This is a genomic window from Rhodococcus sp. 05-339-2 (genome assembly GCF_002258965.1).
In the GTDB taxonomy this organism is placed as follows: Bacteria; Actinomycetota; Actinomycetes; order Mycobacteriales; family Mycobacteriaceae; genus Rhodococcoides.
The window spans coordinates 58,792-84,716 of the sequence record NZ_NOYW01000016.1 but is presented as its reverse complement, the minus strand read 5'-3'; the positions used below and the strand labels follow the sequence as shown (position 1 = coordinate 84,716).

Here is a 25,925-nt window from a genome sequence, read left to right as displayed (position 1 = left end):
GGAAATTCGTAGCAGGGGTCGAACTTCCGCTCACATGCCGACGAAGGAGGCTCTCGTCTTGTTCAGGAACGCGTCCACGGCGGCCTTGTGGTCGGCGGTCTGGCCCAGGGCGGTCTGTGCCTGCGCCTCGCGGTCCAGTGCGTCGGACAGTCCGGAGCGCGCGATCAGCGACTTGACCTGCTTGTAGGCCTGGGTCGGTCCGGCTGCGAGTGACGCCGCCAGCGTGCGGGCTGTCTCGAGAACGTCGGCGTCATCGACGACGCGATGTATCAGGCCCCAGTCGAGGGCCTGCGCGGCGGTGACCTTGTCGCCGAGCAGCATCAGACCCGCGGCCCGGCTAGATCCGAGTGCCTCGACCAGAGTGAAACTCAATCCCGAGTCACTGGCCAAGCCGATGCCGGTGAACGCCGTCGCGAACGTCGACTTGGTGCCCGCGACCCGAATATCTCCTGCGAGCGCGATTCCGAGACCGGCGCCGACGCAGGCACCGGGGATCGCCACGACGATCGGCACGTCGAGCGCTGCGAGCCCTCGGATGACCGGGTTGTAGTGCTCACCGACGGTATCCATCGCCGTGGCCGGATCGGCCTCGAGCGCGGTGACATGCTCACCCAGATCCTGGCCGACGCAGAAGTTCTTGCCCTCGGCGCTGATCAATACGGCACGCACCTCGGGTGCGGCGGCGTTCTGAACGGCCTCCGCCAGCGCGAGCTTCGTCACGACATCGAGGGCGTTGTGTGCCTCGGAGCGAGCGAGGGTGATGGTCGCCAGGCCGTCGGTGATGTCGAACCGTACCGTCATGCGTTCGTCCAATCGTGAAAGCCGCGACCGGACTTGCGTCCGATATCGCCGCGAGCAACCATGTCTCGCAACAACTGCGGGGGAGTGAACCTGTCGCCGAGGGTCGACGCCAGGTGTTCTGCGATCGCGAGCCGAACGTCCAACCCCACGAGGTCGGTCGACCGCAGCGGGCCCATCGGGTGCTTGTAACCGAGTTCCATGGCGCGGTCGATGGATTCGGCGTCGGCGACGCCTTCCTCCAGCATCCGAATGGCTTCGAGCCCCAGGCAAACCCCGAGCCGTGACGTCGCGAATCCGGGGGAGTCGTTGACGAGCACCTCGGTCTTGCCCAGCAGCGACACCCACTGCCGTACTCGCTCCACCACGTCCGCGGCGGTGGCCGGCGCGCGCACGATCTCGACGAGAGTCGACGCCGGAACCGGATTGAAGAAGTGCATCCCGACGAAGCGACTCGGATCACTCAGCGCCGCACCGAGTTCGGCGATGGAGATCGAGCTCGTGTTCGACGCGATGACGGTCTCGGGCCCGGCGATCTTGTCGACGAGGACGAGCACCTCGATCTTGAGCGACGGGATCTCGGGCACCGCTTCGACAATCAGGTCGAGCTCGGCAGGCAGGTCGGACGGCCCCGCGACCGTGGAGACCCGGGCGAGAATGGCCAACGGGTCCTCGCTGAGCTTGCCGCGCTCGTGCGCCCGAGCCAAGCCCGTCTCGACTCGACCGAGAGCGGCCTGCTGATCGGCGGCTTCGGCGATGACGACGGTGGATCCGAGCGCCGCGAAGACCTGCGCGATCCCTGCACCCATCCGTCCTCCGCCGACGACAGCCACTTTCACGGGAGCGGTCATTTTTTCTTCTCCAGAAATGCCGTCATCCGGCGTTGTTTGTCTTCGGTCTCGAACAGCACGGCCTGCGCGATGTCGTCGGCCCACGGGTGCGAACCGGGTGCATCGAGGATCTTCTTGGTCAGCGTCAGCGCCAGGGGTGCTTGCTTGGCGATGCGATCAGCCAGGGCATGGGCGGCAGCCAACGGCTCGTCGACGACGTCCAGCACCAGGCCGGAGCGGAGTGCCACCTCTGCGTCCAGCGTCCGGCCACCGAGGAGAACCTGCTTCGCGACGGACACTCCCACCAGCGTCGGTAACCGGTAGCTGGCCCCGGCGGCAGCCATGATGCCCAGGCCCGGTTCGGGATTACCGAACACGGCCGTCGACGACGCGATCCGGATGTCGCACGCGTAGGACAGTTCAGCTCCACCGCCGAGGGCGTAGCCGCGGACGGCAGCGATCGTCGGCAACGGGAGTGCGGCGATGCGGTCGAACAGGTTTCGGTTGATGCCGCGCAGTGCGTCGTCGCGGGTGCGGGCCCGCAGCTGATTGATGTCGGCACCGCCGGCGAAGTGCTCGCCCGCTCCGGTCAGGATGACGATTCTCGGATTCTGTTCCACGAGCCCGCACACCTCGTGCAGCTCGCCGATCATCTCGGAATCGATTGCGTTGCGCTGCTTCTCGCGATTCAGAGTGACGACAACGCGGTCCGTCAGCTCCTCGACAACAAGCGCGTTCACGGTGCCTCGATCAACATCGACACGCCTAGCCCGACGCCGACGCACAGGGTCGCGAGTCCGCGGGTGGCCTTCTCGCGTTCCATCCGGCCCAGCAGCGTCAACAGGATTCGAGCACCGGAGGAACCTAGGGGGTGGCCGAGGGCGATGGCACCGCCGTCGGCGTTGACGATGTCCTCGTTCAGTTTCAACTGACGGATGACGCCGAGCGACTGTGCCGCGAAAGCCTCGTTGAGTTCGACGGCACCGAGGTCGTCGGCCGACCACCCGGCGCGAGCGAGCGCCTTCTGTGTCGACGGCACCGGCCCGAGCCCCATGATGTGCGGTGCGATACCGGCGCTGGCGCTGGTGACGATGCGGCCACGAACCTCGAGGCCGTACTTGTTCACGGCTTCCTCCGACGCCACCACCAGCGCCGACGCACCGTCGGTGAACGGCGACGAAGTGCCCGCAGTGACGATGCCGTCCTTGCGGAACACGGTCTTCAGCGTGCCGAGTTTCTCCAATGTGGTTTCGCGCCGCGGTGTCTCGTCCTGGGTTACGTCTCCGTTCTTGGTCGAGACGGGCACGATCTCGTCCGCGAAGCGTCCGGCATCCTGAGCAGCGATGGCACGCTGCTGGCTGCGGAAGGCGAAGGCGTCGGACTCGGCGCGGGTGATGCCCTCGCTGAGCGCGACCTCCTCGGCCGTCTCGCCCATCGATAGGGTGATCTTGGGGTCGGTCCCCGCGTCGTGCGCAGCGAAGGTCGGATTGGTGAATCGCCAGCCGAGGGCGGTGTCGAAGATGTCTCCGGGCTTGGCCCACGCCGTCCCAGGCTTCGCCATGACCCAGGGCGCGCGGGTCATGGACTCGACGCCACCGGCGACGATGATGTCGGCCTCACCGCTGTAAATGGTGCTCGCGGCGTTGGCCACTGCCGTCAGTCCGCTCGCGCACAGTCGGTTGACGGTGTAGCCCGGCACCGTGTGGGGGAGTCCTGCGAGCAGAACTGCCATTCTCGCCACGTCACGATTGTCCTCGCCCGCCTGGTTCGCGGCACCGAGAATCACCTCGTCGATTCGATCGACGGGCACGCCGGCTCGGCGGACGGCCTCGGCGACCACGATCCCCGCCAGGTCGTCGGGACGCACGGTCGACAGTGCGCCGCCGTAGCGTCCGTGCGGCGTGCGCGCACCGGCCACGAGAAATACTTCGCCCACTGGGAACTCCTTCGTACGGTTGCGTCATTAATAACCGAACATTCGGTCGTTTGGCAAGGGCTGCTGCCCATGGTGCTGTGGAATCGGCCTTTGGCTGAGAAGATGTGGACATGACAACCGCACGCGCGCCGCGCAAGACCGGCATGCCGGGCCGGCCCGGATACGATCTGGATTCACTGCTGGCCGTGGCGGTCAAGGTCTTCAACGACCGTGGGTACGACGGCACCAGCATGGAGGTTCTGGCGAAGCGGCTCGGTATCACCAAGTCCTCGATCTACCACCATGTATCGGGCAAGTCGGAGCTTCTCGAACTCGCCCTGTCGCGGGCTCTCAACGCGCTGTTCGCCGTGACGACCGAGGATCGGGCCACGACCGGGCGGTACATCGACCGGCTCGAATACCTGGTGCGTCGCAGCGTGGACATCCTGTGTGCAGAGCTGCCCTACGTCACGCTGCTTCTGCGCGTCCGCGGCAACACCGATGTCGAGCGTCGAGCGCTCGCCCGTCGCCGCGAGTTCGATTCGTTCGTCACCGGACTCGTGGTCGCCGCCGCCGAAGAGGGCGACCTGCGTCCAGGGGTGGATCCGGCTCTGGCGTCCAAGCTCGTGTTCGGCACGGTCAACTCGCTCATCGAGTGGTATCGCCCGCGCACCGGCGGATCCGTCGAAGAACTGGCCGACGCCGTGGTCGCGCTGACCTTCGACGGACTGCGCCGCACGTAGCAACGCAAGTCTTGACTTCTCGGCGTTCGACGGCGATGGTAATTACCGACCGAACGTACGGTGAGATGGAGGCGTTGTGAGCAGACTTCTGGAAAGCTATGCCCAGGGCACGTGGTATTCCGCGACCGACGAGGGAACGCCGCTGCTGAGCGCAGTCGACGGCAGTGAGATCGCCCGGGTGTCGTCCAGCGGTCTCGATGTCGCGGGCATGGTCGATTACGCCCGCACCGTCGGAGGGTCCGCGCTCGCTGCCCTGACGTTCCACGAGCGTGCGGCGCTGCTCAAGCAACTGGGTCTGACGTTGCTGGCCGGGAAAGAGGAGTTCTACCAACTTTCCCGGCACACCGGAGCCACCACTCGCGATTCCGGCGTCGACATCGACGGCGGTTTCGGAACCGTGCTGAGCTATGCGAGCAAGGCTCGACGCGAACTCCCCAACGAGACGGTCTACCTCGACGGCGCCATCGAACAGCTCGGCAAGAAGGGCACCTTCCTCGGTCAGCACATCTACACCTCGCGGCGCGGTGTCGCCGTGCAGATCAATGCGTTCAACTTCCCCGTCTGGGGCTTCCTCGAAAAGTTGGCACCCGCGTTCATCGCCGGAGTGCCGTCGATCGTCAAGCCCGCCAGCCAAACTGCATACCTCACCGAGCTGGTGTTCCGCCGCATCATCGAGTCGGGCCTGCTGCCCGAGGGTTCGGTACAGCTGCTCTGCGGCAGTGCGCGCGGCGTGCTCGACCACCTCGGTGGTCAGGACTCGGTGGCCTTCACCGGATCGGCCGACACCGCAGCGACCCTGCGCTCACACCCCAACGTCGTCGGTGAGGGACTGCACTTCACGGCCGAGGCGGACTCTCTGAACGCATCCATCCTGGGTTCGGATGTGACACAGGATGATCCGGAATTCGACCTGTTCGTCAAGGGTGTCTTCACCGAGATGACGGCCAAGGCCGGTCAGAAGTGCACGGCTATTCGCCGCGTGTTGGTGCCGCAGGACTCGGTCGAGCCCGTCATCGAGGCGCTGAAGGCCAAGCTGGAGAAGGTCGTCGTCGGTGATCCGGCAGACGACGGTGTCACCATGGGTGCACTCGCCAGCATCGACCAGCGCGACGAAGTCCTCAAATCCATTCGCGGACTGACCAAGTCCGCCACTGTGGTGTTCGGTGACCCGGAGACGGTGGATCAGCGAGCGGGTGCGTTCATGGCACCGGTGTTGCTGAAGGCCGGTGACAAAGCCGCCACCGAACCGCACGAGATCGAGGCCTTCGGTCCCGTCTCGACCGTCATCGGATACGACAGCACTGCAGACCTGCTCGATCTGGTGGCCCGCGGAAAGGGTTCTCTGGTCGCATCTCTGGTGACCAAGGACGCTGCGATCGCCCGCGAGGTCGTGCTGGGCAGTGCGCCGTACCACGGCCGCATCCTGGTCCTGAACTCCGAGGACGCCAAGGAATCCACAGGCCACGGCTCGCCACTACCGGTACTGGTGCACGGCGGTCCGGGCCGAGCGGGCGGCGGTGAAGAACTCGGTGGTATCCGCGGCGTACTGCATCACATGCAGCGCACCGCAATTCAGGGAACCCCTGATGTCCTGACGGCCATCGGCAACAAATGGGTCACTGGGGCGAAGCAGACGACCGGGGACGTCCACCCGTTCCGCAAGAACCTGGGCGAGCTGACACTGGGCGACACCATCATTGGTGGGCCCCGGCAGGTCACCCGCGCCGACATCGATCACTTCGCCGAGTTCACCGGCGACACGTTCTACGCACACACCGATCCCGAAGCTGCAGCGGCCAATCCGTTGTTCGGTGGAATCGTCGCGCACGGCTACCTGGTGGTCTCGCTGGCAGCCGGTTTGTTCGTCGACCCGGCACCGGGCCCCGTCCTGGCGAACTTCGGCGTCGACAGCCTGCGCTTCCTGACGCCGGTCAAGGCCGAGGATTCGTTGACGGTGACACTGACCGCCAAATTGATCACTCCGCGTCAGAGTGCCGATTACGGTGAGGTGCGTTGGGACGCAGTGGTCGTCAACCAAGACGGTGACCCGGTCGCCACGTACGACGTGCTCACTCTCGTCGCGAAGCCCGAGGCCGCATCATGAGCATGCGAGTCGCGGTCTGTTACGGAATGCCCGAGGATACTGACGCATTCGATCGTCACTACTCCGAGGTGCACGTGCCCCTCGCTCGGGCAGTCCCCGGTCTGATCGACTTCACCTGGGGCACGCTCGACTCACTCGACGATTCACCGCCGCCGTACTACGCGATCGCCAGCCTGTACTTCGCGGACGAGGCATCGCTGAAGACCGGCTTGGCCTCGCCCGAGATGAAGGCGGCAGGCAAGGATCTGCGCAACTTCGCGACCGGTGGCGTCACGATGTTCACCCAGAACGAGCGATCGGTGTTGCAGCCGTGACGGATTCGAAGATCGCTCGAGAGATGTTCGAGGTCGATGCCGCATCGCGCAAGCTCGGGATCGAGCTGATCGAGCTGTCACCCGGGCATGCCAGGATGTCGATGGTCGTCACCGAGGACATGGTCAACGGATACGCCATCACCCACGGCGGCTACGTGTTCCTGTTGGCGGACACCACGTTCGCGATGGCCTGCAACTCCCACGAGGACTCGGCCGTCGCAGCCCGCTGCGACATTCGTTACCTGCGTCCGACGAAGACCGGCGACGTCCTGGTCGCGGACGCCGTCGAGCGTGCGAGGTTCGGCCGCAACGGGCTGTACGACGTGTCGGTGTCGTGTCGAGGTGAGCTGGTCGCAGAGTTCCGAGGCGACAGTCGCACGATAGCGCGGTAGCGATCGAACCCGTGGAAGTACTGTGAGTCGGTGACCACTGCGGACCTCTCGGCGCTGGCAGACGCAACCGCCGCAGCTGTGGGCGGTGCCGTGTCGGTGATGGACCCGCAGGGCTACGTGGTTGCGTACTCGTCGGTTCCAGGGCAGCCGATCGACGACGTACGGCGCGACGGCATCCTGGGCAAGCAGGTTCCGGCCCGATACATGGTGCATCACATCGATCCGGATTTCCGGCGTAGTTCGACGGTCCATGTGGTCGACGTGGCGGGAGCGTTGCCGCGTCTGGCAGTGGCGGTCTCGGCGGACGGGGAGTACCTCGGCTCGATCTGGTGCATCGTGTCCACACTTCCCTCCGGTCCACCCGATCGAGGTGTGGTGACCGCATTGACGCGCGCTGCGGCTGCCGCGGCACCGCTGCTCCTCGCTCGGCTCCGTCCGACCGGACCCGGTAACCCCAGGGCCCGTGCGTTGTTGACCGATCCCGCCGTCGTCACCTCGCCGGGTAGCCGATTCGCGGTTGTGGCGGCGACGGTCGACTCGGCGCAGCACGGTTCCCTGTTGGTGCGGCTCGGGGGTCTGTTGGAGCTCACATTCGGCGGAGATGCGGATTCCGGTTTCATCGTCGACGAGCACGTCGTGTTCTTCGTCATGGCAAGGGACGACGACCGCGGTGTCGCCGAGGAGGCCGAGGAGGTGCGGCACCGGGCACAGGGTGCATTCGGTGTTCCGGTGACCTTCGCGATCGGTGGGCCGCATGCCCGGCCCGCGGTGGCGCGTGCCCACGCGCACTGGACGCTGGGAGCGATCGAGACAGGTTCATACACCACGACATTCGCGCAGAGTCGGGTGCCGGTCACCCTGAAGAGGGCGTCCGATGCGCTCTCGGACGTGCCGCTGGCGATTCCGGCCGTGGAACGAATGCTCACCTACGACGCTGCCGAAGGGACCGACTACGGCGCGACGGTGCTGGCGCTACTCGCGCACGAATCCAACGTCGCCGCAGCATCGGCATCGCTGTACCTGCACGCCAATACCTTTCGCTATCGGCTGAGGCGGACGAGGGAACTCTTCGATCTCGATCTCGATGATCCCGATACCCGATTGCTCGTATGGATGTCGCTGCGGCTCAGGGCCGGACGCTGAGCACCTTGCCTGGGTTGAGCAGATAATGCGGGTCCAGTAGTTCCTTGATGCCCCGCTGCAGTTCGGCTGCGACAGGGTCGAGTTCGGTTTCGAGGAGGTCCCGTTTGAGCAGCCCGACTCCGTGCTCGCCGGTGATGGTTCCGCCGAGTGAGAGAGCGAAGGCCGCGATCTCGTCGAACGCTCGGTGAGCCTTGGCCAACGATGCCGGAACGCTGGGGTCGACGATGACCGTCGGATGAATGTTTCCGTCACCGGCGTGGCCGACGACTCCGATGACGATGCCCAGCCGGTCCGCCACCCGACCCACCTCGTCGATCATCGTCGCAAGTTGTGAAATGGGTACGGACACATCGTCGACCAACGGTGAACCCAGGCGCTCCAGCGCGGGATACGCCAGGCGACGGGCCTGGACGAGTTGCTCCGACTCGACCTCGTCCTCGGCGACTGCCACATCGGTGGCACCGGATTCGGTACACAGCGCGGCGATCGCCTCGAGTTGCTGCACTGCACCGTCGCCGATGTCGGACTGCGCGATCAGCACTGCCGCCGCGTCGGTTCCGAAGTCCATCCGTGCGTAGGCGTCGATCGCGGCAATGGTGGTGCGGTCCAACAGCTCGAACAGGCTCGGGGTGATACCTGCCGCACGGATCTGTGTGACGGCTTCGCCGGCGGCAACGGTCGACGGGAAAGTCGCGGCCATGGTCAGCGGAGTAGCGCTGGGGAAGTCGAGGCCGACGGTGACCTCGGTGATGATGCCGAGGGTTCCTTCCGATCCGACGAACAGGTCCGCGAGGGAGAGGCCCGCAACACCTTTGACGGTGCGGCGACCGACGAATGTCGCTCGGCCGTCGGCAAGCACCACGCGCAATCCCCGCACGAACCGAGCTGTCACGCCGTACTTCACGCAGCACAGGCCGCCCGCATTGGTGGCAACGTTGCCCCCGATCGTCGACGCCTCCCAACTGGACGGGTCGGGCAGGTACGTCAAACCCTGTTCACGGGCAGCGTCTTTCAATTCCTTGTTCGTCACGCCGGGTTGAACGACGGCAACGCGGTCGACGACGTCCAGCTCGATGATCTCGTTCATGCGGCGAGTGTTGAGTGCGATGGCTCCGTGGCTGGAGTTCGCAGCGCCCGCCAGGCCCGTCAGTGCACCCTGAGGTACCACTGGAATGCGGTGTGTCGATGCAATTCTCATGATCGCCTGGACGTCGGACTCGGTGGTCGGCAGTACCGCGACGAGCGGAAGTGCGGATTCACAGAGGGCTGCCGCGTCGCGTCGATGGCTTTCGAGGATGTCCGGATCGGTCACCACCGCGTCGGAGCCGAGCGCGAGTATCAGCTCTCCGACGGCTGCGGAATCGACCGTCGACGTTGGTGCAGTCATGAGTCCGAGTATGACCCTCCGGCACTGGCGGCGTCTGCGTCGTTTCGGACCAACATCAGCGCGTTGATCGGTGGATTTCGACGAATGTGCAGGCATCCACGCTCGGCATCGTCTGTGCCACCTTGACAAATCATCGTGTCGGCGGTCACAGTGATTACCGACCGAATGGACGGTGAGTTATATCCGGTTTTCGGTCGCCGAGATTGTTCGTGTTCGATCCCTTTCACCCTGCCTCACGACACTCCGAATCGCCGCTTCAGTATCCGAGCGCCGGAGCCCGAACGAAACGAGACAAGTCGATGTCAACACAGGTCGAGACGCCCACCGGGGTGTCGCGCGAGCACCGCCGCGCCGCGATGGCCAGCATGGTCGGAACCACGGTCGAGTGGTACGACTTCTTCATCTACGCGCAGGCGGCGTCGCTGATCTTCGCCCAACTGTTCTTCGCGCCCATGGGCTCGTCCGGGCAGCTCGTCGCCTACGTGACCATCGGCATCAGCTTCGTCTTCCGGCCTCTCGGGGCCATCGTTGCGGGGTACTTCGGTGACAAGATCGGTCGCAAGAAGGTCCTCATCGCGACCCTCACCCTGATGGGTGCGGCGACCGTCGGTATGGGACTGCTGCCGACCTACGCGACCATCGGCATCTGGGCCCCGATCATCCTGATCGTGCTGCGCATCCTTCAGGGATTCTCCACCGGCGGCGAGTGGGGCGGCGCGGCGCTGATGGCCGTCGAACATGCCCCGAAGGGCAAGCGCGGAATCTACGGTGCCGCAACCCAGATGGGCGTTCCGCTCGGCATGCTCATCGCGGTAGGAACGTTGGCATTGTGCACCGGCTTGCTCAGTGAGGAGCAGTTCGAGGTCTGGGGCTGGCGCATCCCGTTCCTGATCAGCTTCGTGCTCATCCTCGTCGGTTTCTACATCCGACGCCGCGTCGAGGAGACTCCGGTGTTCAAGGAGCTCGCAGAACGCAAGGAGCGCAACCACACTCCGGTTCGTGCACTGTGGCGCACCAACAAGAAACAGGTCATGCTCGCTGCGCTGTCGTTCATCGGCACCAACGGAAACGGCTACATCATCGTCGGCGGTTTCATCGTGGCGTACTCGACGCGCGAACACGGACTCGCTCGCGTGGATGTGTTGGTGGCCAGCTTGTTCGCGGCCATCGTCTGGGGTGTGTTCACTCTGCTCGGCGCACATCTGTCCGATCGCTACGCCCGGACCACGATCATGAACCTCGGCAACGCGGCAATGGTGTTGTGCGCCAATCCGTTCTTCCTTCTCGTCGACACCGGTGAGTTGCACTGGATCTACGTCGCCCTCGGGCTGTTCGCCGTCGGACTCGGACTGTCGTACGGACCGCAGCCGGCGCTGTATGCTGAGATGTTCCCTGCTGCAGTCCGATTCAGCGGTGCATCCATCGGCTACGCCATCGGCACGGTGCTCGGTGGAGCCTTCGTTCCGACGATCTCCGAGGCACTGTTCAAGGGAACCGGCACCTCGATGTCCATCTCGATCTACCTGATGATCCTGGCGGCGATCTCCTTCGTGGCAACCTCGCGCATCAAGAACCGTCGAGACGAGGATCTGAACGTCTGACGCACCTGCTCGAAAGCCCCGAAACCATCACGGTTTCGGGGCTTTCGTTGTATGTACGCAAGACCGACCGCGACGGCTGAATCGACACGGACCAACGCGCACGCTCGTTGCCATCTGCGCCCGACCGCCTGCAGGTCGCAGGATGAGGCGGGCCCGGGTTTCTCGATCATGCCGACCGATCGCGGCCCCGGATTCACTCGCTCGCGCATTGTTCGTGTTGACGTGGCATGTGGCGTCGGCGATCGGCGCGGATCGCTGCGGTGACCAGAGTGACTGTCGCGGCGACAACGCACAGCCAGCTGAGCCAGAGCAGACCGCCGATCGAGGTGGTCACGCCAGCACCCCCGAAGGCGACCGCGCCCGCGACCAGACGGTTGAGGTGACGTTTTCCCGGTTGCCGGACGACGCTTGCGACGAGACCCAGCCCGATGACGGCGAGGGCGAAGCCAACGATGATGTAGACGTGCGGCCGATCGCTTCGAGTTGTCAGAAAGATCAGTTCGTCCGGGTTGGTCATCTGGAAGAGGGTCACTGCTACGCCCGTCGCAGCAGCAATCCCGCAGGCCGTGCAAGCGTTACGGATCGCTGTCCCGCTTCGCAGCCACACAGCCACGATCGCGAAGGGCGTCACCCATACAGTCAACGCGAGATAGACCGGCCACAGTTCAGACGGTGCGACCGAGGCCGCAGGCTCGTACAGACTTCGGTCCGGAAGTATCCATGCTCCGACGAGCGTCAGCCAGGCGGCGGGGACGGTCCATGCAACCGCAGCCACCCAGGACAGCGCACCCCGTTTGCCGACGATCGCCGCGACCGCCGACACTCCGACCCAGATCGCGATGTAGAACACGATCAAGGATTGTCCTGTATCCACGTATCTCCACAGCCCTCTCACGCAGTTGTCCGGTGTTGTCCCGCGCGTGCGATCACTCCCATGAGGTCGCCGACGATGAGGGTGCCGGTCAGGTCGCGCTCACGTCGGAATCACGAACTGGTGGTGCAGCTTCTTTGCCCCAGCGCTGGAGTGCGCCGACTGCGTCACGCAACGCGAGACCTCTCTCGGTCAGCGCATACGCCCGAGTGTTGTGCCGGAGGGGGAGGCGAGTCAACACGCCTGCCGCTTCGAGTTCGCGTAGCCGGGTAGCCAGCATGTTCGTCGGAACGCCCAGTTCGCGCTGCAGGTCGCCGTACCGTTGCGGCTCCTCGAGCAGCCGCTCGACGATGAGCAGCGCCCAACGAGCGCCGACTACGTCGAGGGCGTCGGCCAGGTCACTCATTCGGCCGAATCGGTATCCGGCTTCATCCAGAACGGCGAGTAGTGGTAGCCGTCCGGGTCGTCGAACTGGCGTTGGTACATGAAGGCGTAGTCATCGGTGTCTCCGATTCGTCCACCGGCAGCGCCGGCGCGCTCGGTCAACTCGTCGACTGCCTCTCGGCTACCGAGGTCGAACGAGACCGTGACCTTCGACGGGGTGTCGGGACCGCCGATCAGCTCCTCGGTGCCGCCCACGCTCGCGTACATCTCGCGACTGCCGAGCATGACGTACTGCCCCGGTGTGATGGCGAAGCACGACACGTTGTGATCGGACATCTCGGTGTTCAGGGTCCAACCGAGCGCAGTGTAGAAGGCGGTCGCGCGTTCCACGCTCCCGACGGGGCAGGTGATGAACAGGCTCATGCCCTCGATGCTTGCAAAATGCAAGTGCGGCGTCAAGGGGTCAATTCGACGTCCTTACCTGTGCGCGTGCAACGCTCGTCCCGACAGCGCCATCATCGCCTCACCCAGTGCCTCGTTCTGCGTGGGATGGGCGTGCACGAAACTTCCGACTTCCGAGGGCAGTGCTTCCCATGCCACGGCGAGTTGCGCTTCGCCGATCAGTTCGCCCACGCGGTCGCCGACGAGGTGAACACCGACAACCGGGCCGTCGTCACGGGCTCGAATCACTTTGACTCCGCCGGCGGTGGACAGGATGCGGCTCTTGCCGTTGCCGCCGAGGTCGTAGACAACGGAGGTCACTGTGCCGTATTTCTGCTCCGCGGCCTTTTCGGTGAGTCCCACCGACGCGACCTCCGGATGTGAATAGGTCACCCGCGGAATGAGATCGCCGTCGATGCGTGCCGGTGCGAGCCCGGCGATGTGCTCGGCGACGAACATGCCGTGCTGAAAACCGCGGTGCGCCAACTGATACCCCGCCACGATGTCGCCGACGGCATAGACGCCGTCCACGGTGGTGAGCAGACTGTCGTCGACAGTGACGAAGCCGCGTTCGGTGGCGATGCCCTGTTCGGCCAGACCCAGGCCGTCGGTGCGAGGTCCGCGTCCGACAGACACTAGTACGAGATCGGCGTCGAGGGTGTCCCCGGAGGACAGTGATACAGAGGCTGCGTGGTAGGAGTCCTCACCGAAAAACCCTCCGCAGCAAGTAACTTCGCCGCAGCACTGGGCGGTATGAGTGGCACGTTCGAGGGCGCGGAGTGCGTCATCGTCCACGCTCGCGGCCACCTGCTGGAATTGAAGGACCCCGCCGCGATGGTGCCCGCGCCTCTCACCGACAAGTACAAGAGCTGGGAGCTCGAGCATCTCCCGTGGAACGCCGACGACTTTCGCTGGGAGCGAGAGATCCGACGCCGGGTGGCCGGCGGCAAGCTGGTCACCGATCCGGACGCGAAAGCCTGCTCCACGAACTGAAGACGACCCTCTCGGGCTGCGAGAGCATCTGCAATGCAGCCGACCTCGACCCGACCGGTGAAGGCTCACTCCTCGGCTGGGAGATCCACGCAGCCGATCCCGGCGTCGGCGCCCACAGCCCGGTCGGTCACCCGATCGAGTAGTTGATCGATCTTGTCGATCACCACCTGCGCAAGCTCGTCGAGCACGCGCTCAGGCATCGTGGCCACGGACTCGGTGTCGCTCACACCCGACACTGTAGAGCCGGGCACCGACGAATATGCCGCAGAACAACCAATACTTCTCCGTAAGCTGATGCCCAATGTAGAGAGGGAGGTCTGTTGCCGTCACCATATTCGCGGGAGCGACTTGCCGGCGTCGAGTCCCTGTTGTGGGCCATCGAGCACAGGGTGGAACTCCAGGAACTCGCTGTCCAATCCGCTGACAGGGGCGAGCTGGAGGAGTCGTTGAAGCGGCTTCACCAGTTCGATGACAGTCAATGCAATTTCGTGATGTCTCTGTCCGTCAGCCACATGACGCGTGAGCAACAGGCCTACCTCGAGGAGGAACGCGACCAGCTCCGGAGGGAGCTCGGGCTCGACGGGTACTAGAGGGAGGCTGCTGCTCGGACGCAGATGCGCGTCGCCCCCTGAATTCAGGTCAGTGAGCGGCGTTGTACGCCTCAGCGATGTCGGCCGGAATCCGGCCACGTTCGCTGATCTCGTAGCCCTGGTCGAACGCCCACTGCCGGATCGCGCGCGTCTGCTCTGGATCACGCTTGACCGATCCGCCGGCCGCCGTCGCGGTAGCGGGGGAGGGCTTACGCTTACGGCCACCGACCCGCGTCGCATGCTCGGTGTAGTGGTCGAGCTTCTTGTGAAACTCAATGGCGTTCTTCGCTTTCAAGTCGATCGAGTACTCGACACCGTTGACCGCGAATTCGATCGTCTCGCCGGATTCGTCGTCGATGACCGACCCGTCGATATCGTCCACCAATTGGGTTGTCACTCGTTTGGCCACAGCCGGAAAACCTTTCGATCACACACAATGTCTAGGACTCGGTAGCGGCCAGCCTAGCCAACAAACGAGTTGCCGAGCTACAAACCCTTTTCACCGGCGGAGGGGCGCGCCGCAATGTCAGTTCGGATATCAGAAACACACGCTGAGCGATCAATACGAGCGGCGATATTATCGCCCAATCCGAAGCAACTCATACGACGTGCGACTCGCCGGAGGGGATCTGAAATGTCCGAACCTGCAACTCCATCGGCCGACAGCGACTGGCTCACGAAGGAGCTACAGAGGGTCCAGGACGAATACGTTCCTAACCCTAGAGACGACTGGTACACAGAGAACGACCTGGTGGAAAGTGGATACCGTCGCGAAGCCCTGGTCGATCTGTTCGGAAAACCGATTCCAGGACACGACGGGATCATCGGATGGACCGTCTCATCGGTAGCAAAGATCGAGCAGACCCAGTTTGCCCCTGCCTACGAGCTGCTCCGGTCGGCTTTCGGCGCGTTCAACGACAAGGCCGACACCATGACCACCCGCGTGATGTACAGCTCGTTCGATTCATAACGTGTCCGAGCATCCGCTCCACGTCGGGACGTAGAACCACATCGCGCCGAAGTTGCGTCCAACTTGATATGATCGAAATACGTTGTCCCGCAGCACCTTCAAACCCCTACTGGTAACCCTGCATATCAAGAGTAGTCGTATTGCTCCACGACCCGACGCAGGGTATGCGCGGGCAGTCGCTGACACAGTTTCCCTGAGGGCGCGCCGCTGCCCGTCTTATGCTGCGAGCATGTCGATCGACCTCGAACACCTTCTACAGCTCGAAAGACCAGACACCCGATAGCAAGTCTTCGACGAGGATGGAACCAACAGATGCTCGAAATGCACGGAACGGTCACAGCCGTGTACAGGTCGATCTGCCTTGTAGACGACCCAGCGTCCGATCCAGAGTATCCCGACGTGGAAGTGGGGGCAGAAGATGTCGACGACTACCTCCCGCCCCCGGACCCGCCGGAAGGTTTCGACCTACTGATCGCCGCGCCAGGGGTCGTGACCGTCACGACCGGCGCGATACGTGGCAAAGTCGACCTCACGATCCGCGTACTCGACGACGAACCATCTGCACTCGCGCCGGGTATTTGGGACACCGTCGAGGAGATCGGATTCCGCGCCCTCAGCAAGTACACGATGCCCGCGTCGGGCGAGTACTACCCCTTCTCCGCCGACGGCTCGGGCACGTTTCCGTCGTCCGTCACAGCGAAAGGCCCTGGTTTCTATCGAGTGCGCGCTTACGAGCGCAATCGAAAACTGACGATGGACGTCATTCGGGAGAACGACGATCTCCCTACACAAGAAACGTATTTGCTGGAAGTATGGGCCACGGACGTCGAAGACGAAGGTCGGCGACGGCTCCGAGGACCGCACCCGACGTTGCTGCGTTAATTGGTTGGTGGTTCACGCCGCGCGTGCCGCAAAACTGATGGCCGATCGGTGTCTGCCAGGCTGCGCCGGGACGTTACTGCTTCCCAGGTCTCGACGTTGGCCGTAGCGTCGTCGCGGTGAGCTCACAGCACCCACCCGGATCCGCGCACGAGCCCAGTGCCGAGATCGCCGGCCCACAGTCCATCGTCGACCACCTGCAGGGAGACGCGCCGGACCTACACGCCTTCGACTGGGTTCACGACAGTGAAGCCAACGGCTACATGTTCTCCGCATACTGCCTGACCCTGATGCCGCAACTCACCATCGCCGAGCTCGTCGAGCTGCTACCCGTCTCACCCACGATCGTGGGCGAGTGCGACTACCCAACCCTCGAAGACCGCGGTCTGGACATCTTCAACGCCTCCGGCGGCGTTGGTCTCCTCGAGGTTGAGAACGGTGTGGTCATGTTCGAACCCAACGGCTATGTCGGCGTCAGCCCTCCGGTCATGGGGCCGGTCTCGGCCGGCCGGACAGCAGTGAGTCACTACCGGGGTGGCCATGGAGTCACGAACTTTCACTGGTACGTCAATGGCGAGGTCGCAACGGACTTCGAACCGTTCCAGCCGAGCGGCCGCGGTGGTACCCATCCCGACGTGCTGGTTCCTCTGATGCAGTCCATCGGCGGCTTCGCCCTCAACCCCGACGACTGGGCCAATGGAGACGACAGCTGGCTCGACCTCCCACACGATCGAGCAGCGTTCGCCCTCGCTGAAGCCCTCACCGGAATCCCGATCACGCTCGACTTGCTGCGCCAATCCACCTATCTCAGCATCCACGTCCCGATTCCCGAAGCGTAATGAACCCGGACTCGCCAGGATTCACTCCGCCGCTCTAAACCGTTGTCTAGCAGCCGCTTCCGGCTTGTACTGGTAACCCTGCATATCAAGACTGGTCGTATAGCTCACCCGTTCGCACAGCCAGAAGCAGTTCTACTGTCCCGTACTTTCAAGGCTGGCGGAGCTCGCGTGCGATAACTTGGTTTGCGGCTGCACGCTAATCGGGCCGACGGTGGAGGCGGGTATGGAGTTCGTAGAAGGCATCGATCCGGACGAGCCCGGAGTCCGTCGCGTCCCTTGGAGCAGCGTGGGTGAAAATCCCCCCGAGGTGCGCGCACACATCGCTCGCAAGGAAGCCATCCGCGAGCGGACGGCCAACCGGCGTGAGGTTGATCCCCAACGGAAGCCACCCCTCGAAGACGAGGGCCTACTGGTCGAACCCACTGAGCGGTATCCGTTCTCGCTCGATGCCGCGCTTGTCCGCGGAGTCCAGATGCAGATCGATCGGCTGCGCATCTTCCGAACAGGTCTCCAGTTCGACCTTTCGGCAACATCCGTTCACGATGGCGGTGGGTTGTTGGGTGACCGTCTCAACCTGACACATCGCGTGCGTCCTCCCGCGAGGCACCGGACATATCTAGGTCTCGTGCTTCCCACAGGCAAGGTGGTATCCAACAAGAAGAGCTTCGCGTGGGATACCCCCGAGGACGACGACGCAACGACCCCATGGCTGCACGGGGGACGAAGCTACAGCCGTCCAACGGAGACCGGTGCAACGTATTTTCTCAGCCCCCTCCCCGAACCCGGACCGATCACGTTTTCCATCGCCTACGAGGAACTCGGACTGAACACCGCCGCGAGCGTGTCGATCGACCTCGAACTCCTTCTACAGGTCGAAGGACCCGGCACCCGATAGCAAGCTTCTGCCGAGGACGGCTCGAAATGCGCGGAACGGTCACTGCCGCGTACAGGTCGATCTGTCTGGCTCGATCCGCCCTCGCTAGTTCCTGGTATATCTGAAAAGCAGGGTGCTGCGACAATATGCAGCACTTCACTGGTAGCCCTGCATATCAAGAGTGTTCGTAATGCTCCGCGCTCCGTGCAGTTGGGAACAGCTGCGGTCAGAATCCCGTGACGGCGACGTAGCTTGTTGGGGCGGACTGGTTCTCGGCCCTGGTCGGGGCATAAGGATAGACGTGCCGCCGCCGACCACTGACCGTCACGTTGTTCAGACATCGTCATCTCGTCGACGAGATGGCCCTGCCCTCGGTCTACGTCGATCCCACACTGGCGCAGTCATTTCCGATAGCCTCAGGAATGAGCAAACCCCTTTCCAAGGGGGCGCGTATTGACATCTGTCTACGACGAGAGCAGGAGTAGGAATGCGGTTCGATTACTCGTCCATGAGCGAAGGGTTTCGCAGTGAGCGACCGATCCCTCTACCGAGCCCTCCGGAGCTGAACAGGACCGGTAGCGCGGTCATATGGCTGTCCAGCGTCGCGGTCTACTCGTTCGGAGTGATGTTCTCGGTGTCCGCGTTGACCAGGCAGTCGGATCTGGGCCTGATTCTCGGTGCCGAAGAGCACGTGGACTCCGCGCTCTACGCGTCGATTCTGTTCGGAGTCGAGCTGGGAGACGGAACAAAGCTGACGATCGATCGACGCGCCCCGCGAGGAGTCGTTCTGGAAGTCAGGAGCTCCAACGGCAACCTTGGGTCGCTGCACGGAACCATCTTTCTCGGCCCCGTTCCGCCTCCCGGGCCGGTCCGCATCGTGACTGCGATTCCCCGGCTCGGCGTATCGGAAGCGACCGTCACCGTCGACGGCAATCAGATCATCGATGCGTCCGAACAGGTCGAACGCCTATGGACGGCACCGCCGCCGTCTCAAGGGTTGGGCGGAGCGGGTCTGCGCGGTGGCAGCTGGTTCAGCCGCCTCGACTGACCGGAGAATGCTGCAAGGGCTACTCAAGAGTCCAAGCCTTCCTCGATCGTCAACTGCCGCTACAGCTGGTCTCCAACGAACGCGGACGTACCACTTTTTGACGCCTGTCGGCCGGGATGCGGCCACGCTCTCTGATTTCATAGCCTTGGTCGGATGCCCACTGGCAAATCGCCCGTTTCTGCTCCGCCGTTCGCGTGGCCTGGCCAGCTGCACCTATCCGGAAGACCTCACAAGGCCTTCGACTGTCTCGGGTGCCGGGCCGGTCACCTGGACCATCACCCGTCCGGTCGCTCGGTCGGTCAACGCTGTGGTGCACACTCCGCGGGTAGGCGACGTCAAGATCGTCAGTTCGGATTCGGTGGTGCCGCCTTCAGCATCGAAGTCCTCGGAGTAGACCGGGACTGCTTCCTCTGACTCAGACTCGACAGCTTTCGTCACCAATACTTCCTGTGCGTCACGAGAACCGAATGTGGCGCGGACCGTTGCTGCACCATCGTCACCGCATTCGACAGTGGCAACTATCGCGGCGTCCGAGCCGGATACTGTCGGGACTGCAGTGTCGTCGACCGTGCAACCGGCAACGGACACTACGACGGCGATGAGGCCGACAAGCTCCCACCGCCGATCGCTGGTCTTGTTGATCCATAAGTTGACGATCGCGCACTCCTTAGTCTGGCTCGATGCCCTCTGGGCGGCCTGTCCGTTTGACGTACTTCATACCATTTGTGCGGTTTAAAAAACTCAAACGGCCCAGGGCAGGGTCTAGCCGGCGGCATTCCAGCATGCGCCTCCGTGTTAACCCAAACCTGTAGCACCATGACGTAACTCCGCAGCGAGTGAAAACCCGGAGGACGATTCGCGTTCGAATCGTCGAAAATGTTTGCACAGCAACAACATACAGAGGTTTACTGGCAACCCTGCATATCAAAGCTCGTCGTATTACCCCGGTTCCCGTGTGGAGGAGACCGGTAACCGCGAGGTTCAGACTGCTGGACGGTCAGCCCGCTATCGCGGTCTTCGGGCTCGCTGCCAGGTGAGGGCGAGGACGATGCGCGGTGCGGTTACGGCGAGGCGTAGGCGGGCACGGATAGAAGTATGGTCGCGGACGTCGAGGTGGGCGTGCATCGTGTGGTGGGTGACCAGTCCATCTCGGAACGTCCATATTTCGACGCCGGCTTGATTGAGTTCGTGGCGAAAGCCCCCGGTCCATGTGAGTGCGATCGTGGTGGCATCCGCGCACTGCACAGTTTTCGTTACGCGTAGGTGTTGCCTGCGCCAGAGGGTGGCGAGTTCGGTTGCTGCGGCGGTGATTGCGGTTCGCCCGACTAGGTGTTGTCGGGCTCCGTCGATGATCCATTCGGCGGTGGCGTCTGGGGCGTACAGGGCTGTCCACTCGTGGATGGATGCGGTGTTGGTGATGCGTTCGGCGTTGGTGGCGAACGCATGCCCATCGAGAGGTGGCAGTCCGGTGTTGGTCATCGGTGTTCCTTCGTTCGGTTCGGGTCAGCTGCTGTGGATCGCGACGTAGGTGGTCCTCACCGGCTGTCGTGCTCGGAAGAGGGGTTGTCGACTGCCATTTCGAGGGCAGCCTGCAGGGGGAGGGGTGTGATGTGTGCGAACGGCTGCGCGCGCATGGGGTCGACGACGTAGTCGAATCGGTTGATGCTGGCGAGATGTCGGCTGAAGTGAAACGAGTCATCGGTGAATCGCGAAGTAAGCAATGCGTCGAGCGTGGGCGTACTCCACGGGACTCGAACGATCGGTCTGTGCAGGTTCAGGGCGTCCATGATCGCGCGCACGAGTTGCTCATGTGTGGGTTCGCCCGACGCTGGAATGTCGACGATGCGGCCGATCTGTTCGGGGGTGGTACCGGCGTGGACCAAACAAGCGGTGGTGGTGGCGCTGTCGACGACAGCCATGCGATGTCTACGCCACGGGCCCATCGGGATCAGGGGAGCGCGCCGGATGAGTTGCAGATAGGGCCGCATTCCTCGTGACTGATCGCCGAGAACCATTCCGGCGCGAACGACGATCATCCCGGGCAGAGTGAGGAGTTCCTGCTCGACGGCTAGGCGGTTGCGTTGGTACAGCGGTGCGGGAGCACCGTCGGGGGCGGGGAGGGTGCTGAAGAAGACGCAGCGCCGCGGCGCGCCAGTGTTCGCGGAGTGTGCGAAGTGGCGGGCTGCGGCGAGATCCCGATTGTCCTGGTCGGTCGCATCCAAAGAATGCACGAAGTAGTAGGCCACATCGATACCCGTGAGCGCCTCCGAGAGTCCGACCCCGGTAGCGATGTCTCCGACAACGACGTGGTCCAATCCGGCTGGAGCGCGGGCGGGGTCGCGGACGAATCCGCGCACCCAATGTCCCTGCTGGCGTAGTTGAGCAGCGATGCGACTGCCGTTGTATCCACTGGCACCGACAACGAGAACTCTCACGATGCGCTCCCACGCGCTGACCGGGCGACCACGTACGGCGATGTATGCCCGTATCTCCAAGGTCGGGACCCGCCCGATCGCCACCACGACCGCCACACCGACGGGTGTCGAATCAGCGGCAACACCAGCGGTAGCGGGTCGAAGAAGGCATGACGTTCCGCGGCTCTTCCGTCGCGTAAAAGCAACCGGTCCACACACGGCCACTCGATGTGTCGCCCACCCCAGCTCGCATGCAGCCGCAGCTCGATGAACACCACCTCGGCGTCCCCGTGCCAGCGGACGACCTCGGCCAGCAGGTCCGGCATCCACCCCCATAAACCGTCGAACTCGTATTGAGCAGAACGGATTCCGTCCAAGCGCCTGCTGAGTGGCTGAACAAGGACGACATCGTCATGCAAGATTTCGGTCAGCCTCGCGGATGACGGAGCAGACAGGAAACCGGTGAACGCGTCGACGAAGTTCCGCGCTTCGGTAGTTGCCACCGGATGTCCTTTCGGCAGGGGTTCCGCGTACGACTGTTACATACGATTTAGAAGTAGGCAATGCAAAATCGTACGCTAGCACTTCGGTTATGTAGGCTGGCTGTATGACGCGGCGCAGCTATCAACAGTTCTGCGGGTTGGCCGGCGCGCTGGATGCCGTCGGGGAGCGATGGACTCTGCTGATCGTCCGGGACCTGATGGCAGGTCCGAAGCGCTACACCGACCTGGCAGCGTCGCTGCACGGTATCGGTACGAGCCTGCTCGCGGAGCGCGTCAAACAGCTCGAAGCGGATGGGGTGATCACGCGGCGGGATCTTCCGCCTCCGGCGGCGTCGACGGTCTACGAACTCACCGAAGCGGGGTGGGAACTTGCCGATGCCCTGGTGCCGTTGGCGATCTGGGGAGCCCGACACCAACTCGAATCGGAACGCACCCCTGACCGACGTTTTCAGCCGGAGTGGAGTCTGACCGTGTTCGCCAGGCTCATCGCAACCAGTGAGCCGCAAGGGCGTGGGGTGTATGACTTCACGATCGACGGGGAGAGCGTCCACATCACCCACGTCGGCACGTCGACCACTGTGACCCGAGGCCTCGCGCCCGGTGGTGCCGACGCCGCGGTCATCGGCGATTCGGGAATCGTCGCTGCTCTGGTCGCCGGCCGCCTTGCTATAGCTGACGCATTGGCCACCGGCAGTCTCGCGATCGACGGAACCGACACTGCGTTGCACACTCTCGTCGCCGCACTACCTCCTGCGGCCGATCGCCCGAACTGACCGATAGCCGTCACCTTGTTGACTGTGACGAGTTGCGGCTGTTCGGAGACGTCGTCCTTGACGACTACAGGCGAAAACCATTGCAGCACAACATATACAGCAGTTTGCTGGTAACGCTGCATATCAGAATTGGCCGTATTGCTCCACATCACGCAAGCTGACGTATGAAAACGAGCCTCCAGGTCCCTATTTGGGTGGGCGAAGAACTGGACCGTGATCCAATTATTGGTCGCGCTGACCGCGCTTGCGGATCGAGGCTCAAGTGTTGTGCTGCAACAGTATGCAGTAATTTCAGCTACATAACCAGAACATTTGTTCCGGTGCTGACCGCGTCAGCGACGCCTTTCTGCGGTCCACGCAGGGTGCTCCCCGTCGGTGTCGCACACCCACACCTGGGCTTCATCGCCGTCGGTGGCTGCGGTGTCGGTGAGCCAATAGGTTTCGTCAGGTGCCCATCCCGCCATGACACTCGCTCTGGCGTCGTCCACGGTGATGGCGGTCCCGGCTGCGGCAAGGTACCCGCAGACGGTGAGGTGAATTCCGTCGTAGTGCTCAGCCACCCGTGGCCAGTCGGGAATGACCCATCGGCCGACCCGGCCGGTGGTGGAGTACCAGTCGTACCGCTTCTGCGCGGTCACCTCGACGGGGAACTCCCTGCATAGCTGCGCCCACGCCTGCGCGCCGTCGACCTCGTACACGCGAACACCGCCGAGAACACACATGCGCCGCGAGACCGCCCGCTTCCACCCCGTGCCGTCCTCGACGAACCACAACTCCGCTGGAGTGCCATCGAACAACGAACGAGTCGAACTCCGTGTCGGAGGGAACGACCACCACTCTCCGGAAAAGTCCGCGGTCGGGTCCGCCGGGCGCTCGGTCGCTGCCCATACTTCTTCTTTCACCGTCCGAGCGCTGTAGTTGCGCAACGTCTCCGCGGCTGTTCGGGTGACCGCCGGGGTATCCCGGAACGGCGTGTCTGTGTCGACCCACTCCACGATCCACTGATCAGTCGCAGCCAGGCCCGTTGACCACCACTGTGCGTGCGGCGTCGAGGCGACGTGGTCAGCGATCCGTTCCAGCTCACCTCGAACAGAACCGGCGGCCGCGAGAATGTCCTCACCGCTCGGTGGCTGCCAGTACATCGCGTGATCCACCGCTGCAGCAAGGACCGAGCGCAGCACGGCTGCTGTCACGTCCGGTAGAGGCACCCGAGACAAGCGATCTGCCACATCCTCCGCTGTCACCACGGTCTGCCGCGCTTGTTCCGCACCGGGTCCGAACATCACCACTCCTGCACCCTGATCGACATCCAGGCGGTACGACGCCAGGAACACCGCAGAGCGGAACGACTCCTCGGCATCGACGGCCGAATCCTCCTCCGCGAGCAGTGCGTACTCGAGGAGCAACCGACGACCACGCGGGCCTGCAAGGAACCAGTCGACTGCACTCATTCGTGCACCCTCTCAGACAGTCCTTCAGCAAGCCACCGAATAACAACGTAACGCGCTCACTCAACGGCGTCAGCGCCGTATCAGGACCCCTCGCGTCGATCCGACGACGAGACGTGAGGAAGACGACAAGTGCTGTGCTGCAACAATATGCAGAGCTTTACTGGCAACCCTGCATATCAGAACTGGTCGTATATCTCAGCCTCTCGAACTAACCGCACCGTCCGAGGACCCAGCCAAGGCTAGTGAAAGATGCGGCTCGTGACCTGCCCCCTGGCGACAGTACGGCCCTGAGCATCACTCACCGAGACTTCGGTCAGAGTGGTCGTCCTGGTCCTGTGTACGACCGTCGCGGCCGCTTCGAGATTTGTTCGGGCAGTGGCCAAGTAGGACACAGCGAGGTGGGTTGTCGCTCCTCCGGTGGCCATGTCATCTTCGACAACCCCGGAGGCAGAAGCCGCCGCTCCTGCGGTATCGATGAGGGTGGCCAAGGTACCGCCGTGAATAACGCCTGGCGTGGTTGTGATGTCCTCTGAAAAAGGCATAGTGAGCGTTACCGCGTCGATCTCACTGCTACTGACCGAAAGGCTCAACTTCTTACCTACAGGCGAACCCGTTACCAGCGTGTCGATCCAATGCTGGGCGATGGTGCTGACCATGTGACTATCTCCTCGGCTGCGTTAGTTGTTCCGCCAGTCCACACGCGGAGCGTCAGATAGTCGATGACCTCAGAGGTCATGGTTGCGTGCAGCCCCAGGTACTAGCGTGCAGTCATGCAGGAATCGGCGGGCTCCATGGTTCGACAATGGCGGCTGAGACGACGGCTCTCACAGCTCAAGCTAGCCCATAGCGCCGGCGTCTCACCTCGACACCTCAGCTACATCGAAACTGGACGTTCCAACCCCACCAGCGGCATGCTCCTTCGCCTCTGCGACCAGCTCGAAGTTCCATTGCGGCAGCAAAATCAAATATTGCTGGCCGGTGGGTTTGCGCCAGCCCACCCAGAGCACGGCCTCGGTGACGCTCCACTCGCCGACGTGAATCACGCTTTGGAATCGATCTTGCGGGCCCAACTTCCATCCCCTGCGCTGGTCATAGACCGTCACTGGGATCTCGTGACCGCCAACAACGCGGCCTACTCGCTATTCGACGATGTTGACCCAGCTTTGCTCGAGCCACCGATCAATGTCATCCGGCTGACATTGAGTGCCAACGGACTCGCCCCGAGAATCGTGAACATGGATCAGTGGCGCTCGGCGCTGATGCACCGCATCCGAAGCGAGTACTCGGCAACGGGCGGTACCGATCTCGCGGCGTTGCTCAGCGAGTTCGCACCCTCGCCGTCGAACCCGGTCGTGGAGAAGTACTTTTTCGTCGTACCCCTGCAAATACGGGAAGCTACCGGCACCGTTCTGTCATTCATATCAACGACCACCGTTTTCGGCACACCCCGAGAAGTGACACTGTCGGAATTGGCAATCGAAACCTTCTACCCGGCAGATCAGGCCACCAGACATCACCTCGAAACGAAAGGAACAATCGCGAAGGCTCACAGCGCTGGTAGGTGACGCCGAGTAACGCCCCCACCAATTCCAACCCGCTACGCTGACAGCGTCGGACCCGCACATTTCGAAGACACCGGTCGCCGCCCCAGTCCCATCTTCTTGTGAA

At 63.4% G+C, this 25,925-nt stretch carries 31 protein-coding genes and 1 pseudogene; 14 read left to right on the top strand and 18 right to left on the bottom strand.

The genetic code is table 11. The features are described from left to right. Window positions 1-30: 30 nt before the first annotated feature. From CH273_RS14020 to CH273_RS14005, 4 genes are read right to left on the bottom strand one after another with little or no spacing between them, the layout of a single operon-like run. Window positions 31-801 (bottom strand): enoyl-CoA hydratase-related protein, encoded by a 771-nt coding sequence (locus CH273_RS14020; protein WP_032395423.1) that lies wholly within the window; start codon window positions 799-801, stop codon window positions 31-33. Continuing rightward, window positions 798-1,649: a 3-hydroxyacyl-CoA dehydrogenase family protein gene (locus CH273_RS14015; RefSeq protein ID WP_032395422.1), complete on the bottom strand. Its 852-nt coding sequence runs from the start codon at window positions 1,647-1,649 to the stop codon at window positions 798-800. The genes CH273_RS14020 and CH273_RS14015 overlap by 4 nt, the downstream gene beginning before the upstream one ends. Beyond that, window positions 1,646-2,368 (bottom strand): enoyl-CoA hydratase/isomerase family protein, encoded by a 723-nt coding sequence (locus CH273_RS14010; protein ID WP_032395421.1) that lies wholly within the window; start codon window positions 2,366-2,368, stop codon window positions 1,646-1,648. Before CH273_RS14010 ends, CH273_RS14015 begins: the two co-directional genes overlap by 4 nt. After that, window positions 2,365-3,564 (bottom strand): thiolase family protein, encoded by a 1,200-nt coding sequence (locus CH273_RS14005; RefSeq protein WP_032395420.1) that lies wholly within the window; start codon window positions 3,562-3,564, stop codon window positions 2,365-2,367. The genes CH273_RS14010 and CH273_RS14005 overlap by 4 nt, the downstream gene beginning before the upstream one ends. 110 nt (window positions 3,565-3,674) lie before the next feature. Between CH273_RS14005 and CH273_RS14000 the strand changes: the two genes are divergently transcribed. The 5 genes from CH273_RS14000 (at window position 3,675) to CH273_RS13980 (ending at window position 8,239) form a co-directional block, all read left to right on the top strand. Next, window positions 3,675-4,286: a TetR/AcrR family transcriptional regulator gene (locus tag CH273_RS14000; protein WP_032395612.1), complete on the top strand. Its 612-nt coding sequence runs from the start codon at window positions 3,675-3,677 to the stop codon at window positions 4,284-4,286. Between the two features lie 76 nt (window positions 4,287-4,362). Next, complete coding sequence (gene paaZ / locus CH273_RS13995; protein WP_032395419.1) at window positions 4,363-6,390, top strand: phenylacetic acid degradation bifunctional protein PaaZ; 2,028 nt, start codon at window positions 4,363-4,365, stop codon at window positions 6,388-6,390. Next, a complete protein-coding gene (locus CH273_RS13990) occupies window positions 6,387-6,704 on the top strand; it encodes an EthD family reductase (RefSeq protein ID WP_032395418.1) in 318 nt (105 codons plus the stop codon). The genes paaZ and CH273_RS13990 overlap by 4 nt, the downstream gene beginning before the upstream one ends. A 23-nt stretch (window positions 6,705-6,727) precedes the next feature. Then, window positions 6,728-7,096 carry a hydroxyphenylacetyl-CoA thioesterase PaaI gene (gene paaI, locus CH273_RS13985; protein ID WP_082074055.1) on the top strand — a complete coding sequence of 123 codons (369 nt, stop codon included), beginning with the start codon at window positions 6,728-6,730 and terminating at the stop codon, window positions 7,094-7,096. Window positions 7,097-7,126: 30 nt separating this feature from the next. Continuing rightward, window positions 7,127-8,239 (top strand): helix-turn-helix domain-containing protein, encoded by a 1,113-nt coding sequence (locus CH273_RS13980; RefSeq protein ID WP_032395416.1) that lies wholly within the window; start codon window positions 7,127-7,129, stop codon window positions 8,237-8,239. On the opposite strand, the gene CH273_RS13975 is transcribed toward CH273_RS13980, so the two are convergent. Further along, complete coding sequence (locus CH273_RS13975; protein WP_052049516.1) at window positions 8,223-9,626, bottom strand: FAD-binding oxidoreductase; 1,404 nt, start codon at window positions 9,624-9,626, stop codon at window positions 8,223-8,225. The genes CH273_RS13980 and CH273_RS13975 overlap by 17 nt on opposite strands. A 299-nt stretch (window positions 9,627-9,925) precedes the next feature. Between CH273_RS13975 and CH273_RS13970 the strand changes: the two genes are divergently transcribed. Then, window positions 9,926-11,227 carry an MFS transporter gene (locus CH273_RS13970; protein ID WP_032395610.1) on the top strand — a complete coding sequence of 434 codons (1,302 nt, stop codon included), beginning with the start codon at window positions 9,926-9,928 and terminating at the stop codon, window positions 11,225-11,227. Window positions 11,228-11,420: 193 nt separating this feature from the next. On the opposite strand, the gene CH273_RS13965 is transcribed toward CH273_RS13970, so the two are convergent. From CH273_RS13965 to CH273_RS13950, 4 genes and pseudogenes are all read right to left on the bottom strand, one after another. After that, window positions 11,421-12,101: a hypothetical protein gene (locus CH273_RS13965; protein WP_032395415.1), complete on the bottom strand. Its 681-nt coding sequence runs from the start codon at window positions 12,099-12,101 to the stop codon at window positions 11,421-11,423. A gap of 88 nt (window positions 12,102-12,189) precedes the next feature. Further along, the gene (locus CH273_RS13960; RefSeq protein ID WP_032395414.1) at window positions 12,190-12,504 is read right to left on the bottom strand and encodes a winged helix-turn-helix transcriptional regulator; all 315 of its coding nucleotides are present in this window, start codon (window positions 12,502-12,504) and stop codon (window positions 12,190-12,192) included. Next, window positions 12,501-12,905: a VOC family protein gene (locus CH273_RS13955; RefSeq protein WP_032395413.1), complete on the bottom strand. Its 405-nt coding sequence runs from the start codon at window positions 12,903-12,905 to the stop codon at window positions 12,501-12,503. The genes CH273_RS13960 and CH273_RS13955 overlap by 4 nt, the downstream gene beginning before the upstream one ends. 54 nt (window positions 12,906-12,959) lie before the next feature. After that, a pseudogene (locus CH273_RS13950) lies at window positions 12,960-13,604 on the bottom strand (FAD-dependent oxidoreductase); the annotation flags it as partial. Between the two features lie 9 nt (window positions 13,605-13,613). Between CH273_RS13950 and CH273_RS13945 the strand changes: the two are divergent. Next, window positions 13,614-13,916, top strand: coding sequence for a hypothetical protein (locus CH273_RS13945; RefSeq protein WP_230596796.1), 303 nt, complete (start codon window positions 13,614-13,616; stop codon window positions 13,914-13,916). Window positions 13,917-13,981: 65 nt separating this feature from the next. Here CH273_RS13945 and CH273_RS27720 read toward each other — a convergent pair whose 3' ends face one another. Together CH273_RS27720 and CH273_RS13935 are read right to left on the bottom strand one after the other, a co-directional pair. Continuing rightward, window positions 13,982-14,143 (bottom strand): hypothetical protein, encoded by a 162-nt coding sequence (locus tag CH273_RS27720; protein WP_179275475.1) that lies wholly within the window; start codon window positions 14,141-14,143, stop codon window positions 13,982-13,984. Window positions 14,144-14,555: 412 nt separating this feature from the next. Further along, entirely contained in the window at window positions 14,556-14,915 is a 360-nt protein-coding gene (locus CH273_RS13935; protein WP_032395411.1) for a histone-like nucleoid-structuring protein Lsr2, read from the bottom strand. Window positions 14,916-15,140: 225 nt separating this feature from the next. On the opposite strand from CH273_RS13935, the gene CH273_RS13930 reads away from it, so the two are divergent. The 5 genes from CH273_RS13930 (at window position 15,141) to CH273_RS13910 (ending at window position 19,116) form a co-directional block, all read left to right on the top strand. After that, window positions 15,141-15,476 carry a hypothetical protein gene (locus CH273_RS13930; RefSeq protein WP_179275482.1) on the top strand — a complete coding sequence of 112 codons (336 nt, stop codon included), beginning with the start codon at window positions 15,141-15,143 and terminating at the stop codon, window positions 15,474-15,476. 399 nt (window positions 15,477-15,875) lie between these two features. After that, window positions 15,876-16,358, top strand: a complete 483-nt coding sequence (locus tag CH273_RS13925; RefSeq protein ID WP_143546233.1) for a hypothetical protein — start codon at window positions 15,876-15,878, stop codon at window positions 16,356-16,358. Between the two features lie 116 nt (window positions 16,359-16,474). Next, window positions 16,475-17,194, top strand: coding sequence for a DUF6461 domain-containing protein (locus CH273_RS13920; protein ID WP_032395409.1), 720 nt, complete (start codon window positions 16,475-16,477; stop codon window positions 17,192-17,194). Window positions 17,195-17,417: 223 nt separating this feature from the next. Further along, window positions 17,418-18,089, top strand: coding sequence for a hypothetical protein (locus CH273_RS13915; protein ID WP_032395408.1), 672 nt, complete (start codon window positions 17,418-17,420; stop codon window positions 18,087-18,089). A gap of 466 nt (window positions 18,090-18,555) precedes the next feature. After that, the gene (locus CH273_RS13910) at window positions 18,556-19,116 is read left to right on the top strand and encodes a hypothetical protein (RefSeq protein ID WP_032395407.1); all 561 of its coding nucleotides are present in this window, start codon (window positions 18,556-18,558) and stop codon (window positions 19,114-19,116) included. 49 nt (window positions 19,117-19,165) lie between these two features. On the opposite strand, the gene CH273_RS28465 is transcribed toward CH273_RS13910, so the two are convergent. The 5 genes from CH273_RS28465 to CH273_RS13890 form a co-directional block, all read right to left on the bottom strand. Then, window positions 19,166-19,432, bottom strand: coding sequence for an Lsr2 family DNA-binding protein (locus CH273_RS28465; RefSeq protein ID WP_442981392.1), 267 nt, complete (start codon window positions 19,430-19,432; stop codon window positions 19,166-19,168). Further along, window positions 19,330-19,554: a hypothetical protein gene (locus CH273_RS27715; protein WP_179275474.1), complete on the bottom strand. Its 225-nt coding sequence runs from the start codon at window positions 19,552-19,554 to the stop codon at window positions 19,330-19,332. Before CH273_RS27715 ends, CH273_RS28465 begins: the two co-directional genes overlap by 103 nt. A gap of 567 nt (window positions 19,555-20,121) precedes the next feature. Beyond that, a complete protein-coding gene (locus CH273_RS13900; protein ID WP_032395405.1) occupies window positions 20,122-20,595 on the bottom strand; it encodes a nuclear transport factor 2 family protein in 474 nt (157 codons plus the stop codon). Between the two features lie 56 nt (window positions 20,596-20,651). Continuing rightward, entirely contained in the window at window positions 20,652-21,551 is a 900-nt protein-coding gene (locus tag CH273_RS13895) for an SDR family oxidoreductase (RefSeq protein WP_179275481.1), read from the bottom strand. Continuing rightward, complete coding sequence (locus CH273_RS13890; RefSeq protein WP_082322473.1) at window positions 21,548-22,033, bottom strand: nuclear transport factor 2 family protein; 486 nt, start codon at window positions 22,031-22,033, stop codon at window positions 21,548-21,550. The genes CH273_RS13895 and CH273_RS13890 overlap by 4 nt, the downstream gene beginning before the upstream one ends. Window positions 22,034-22,137: 104 nt before the next feature. Here CH273_RS13890 and CH273_RS13885 point away from each other — a divergent pair, with 104 nt between their 5' ends. Continuing rightward, window positions 22,138-22,806, top strand: a complete 669-nt coding sequence (locus tag CH273_RS13885) for a winged helix-turn-helix transcriptional regulator (RefSeq protein WP_032395404.1) — start codon at window positions 22,138-22,140, stop codon at window positions 22,804-22,806. Window positions 22,807-23,138: 332 nt separating this feature from the next. Here CH273_RS13885 and CH273_RS13880 read toward each other — a convergent pair whose 3' ends face one another. Then, window positions 23,139-24,257 (bottom strand): hypothetical protein, encoded by a 1,119-nt coding sequence (locus tag CH273_RS13880; RefSeq protein WP_094638012.1) that lies wholly within the window; start codon window positions 24,255-24,257, stop codon window positions 23,139-23,141. 239 nt (window positions 24,258-24,496) lie between these two features. Then, window positions 24,497-24,913, bottom strand: a complete 417-nt coding sequence (locus CH273_RS13875) for a PaaI family thioesterase (protein ID WP_032395403.1) — start codon at window positions 24,911-24,913, stop codon at window positions 24,497-24,499. Between the two features lie 114 nt (window positions 24,914-25,027). On the opposite strand from CH273_RS13875, the gene CH273_RS13870 reads away from it, so the two are divergent. Further along, window positions 25,028-25,822, top strand: coding sequence for a helix-turn-helix domain-containing protein (locus CH273_RS13870; protein WP_052049511.1), 795 nt, complete (start codon window positions 25,028-25,030; stop codon window positions 25,820-25,822). The last annotated feature ends 103 nt before the right edge of the window (window positions 25,823-25,925 follow it).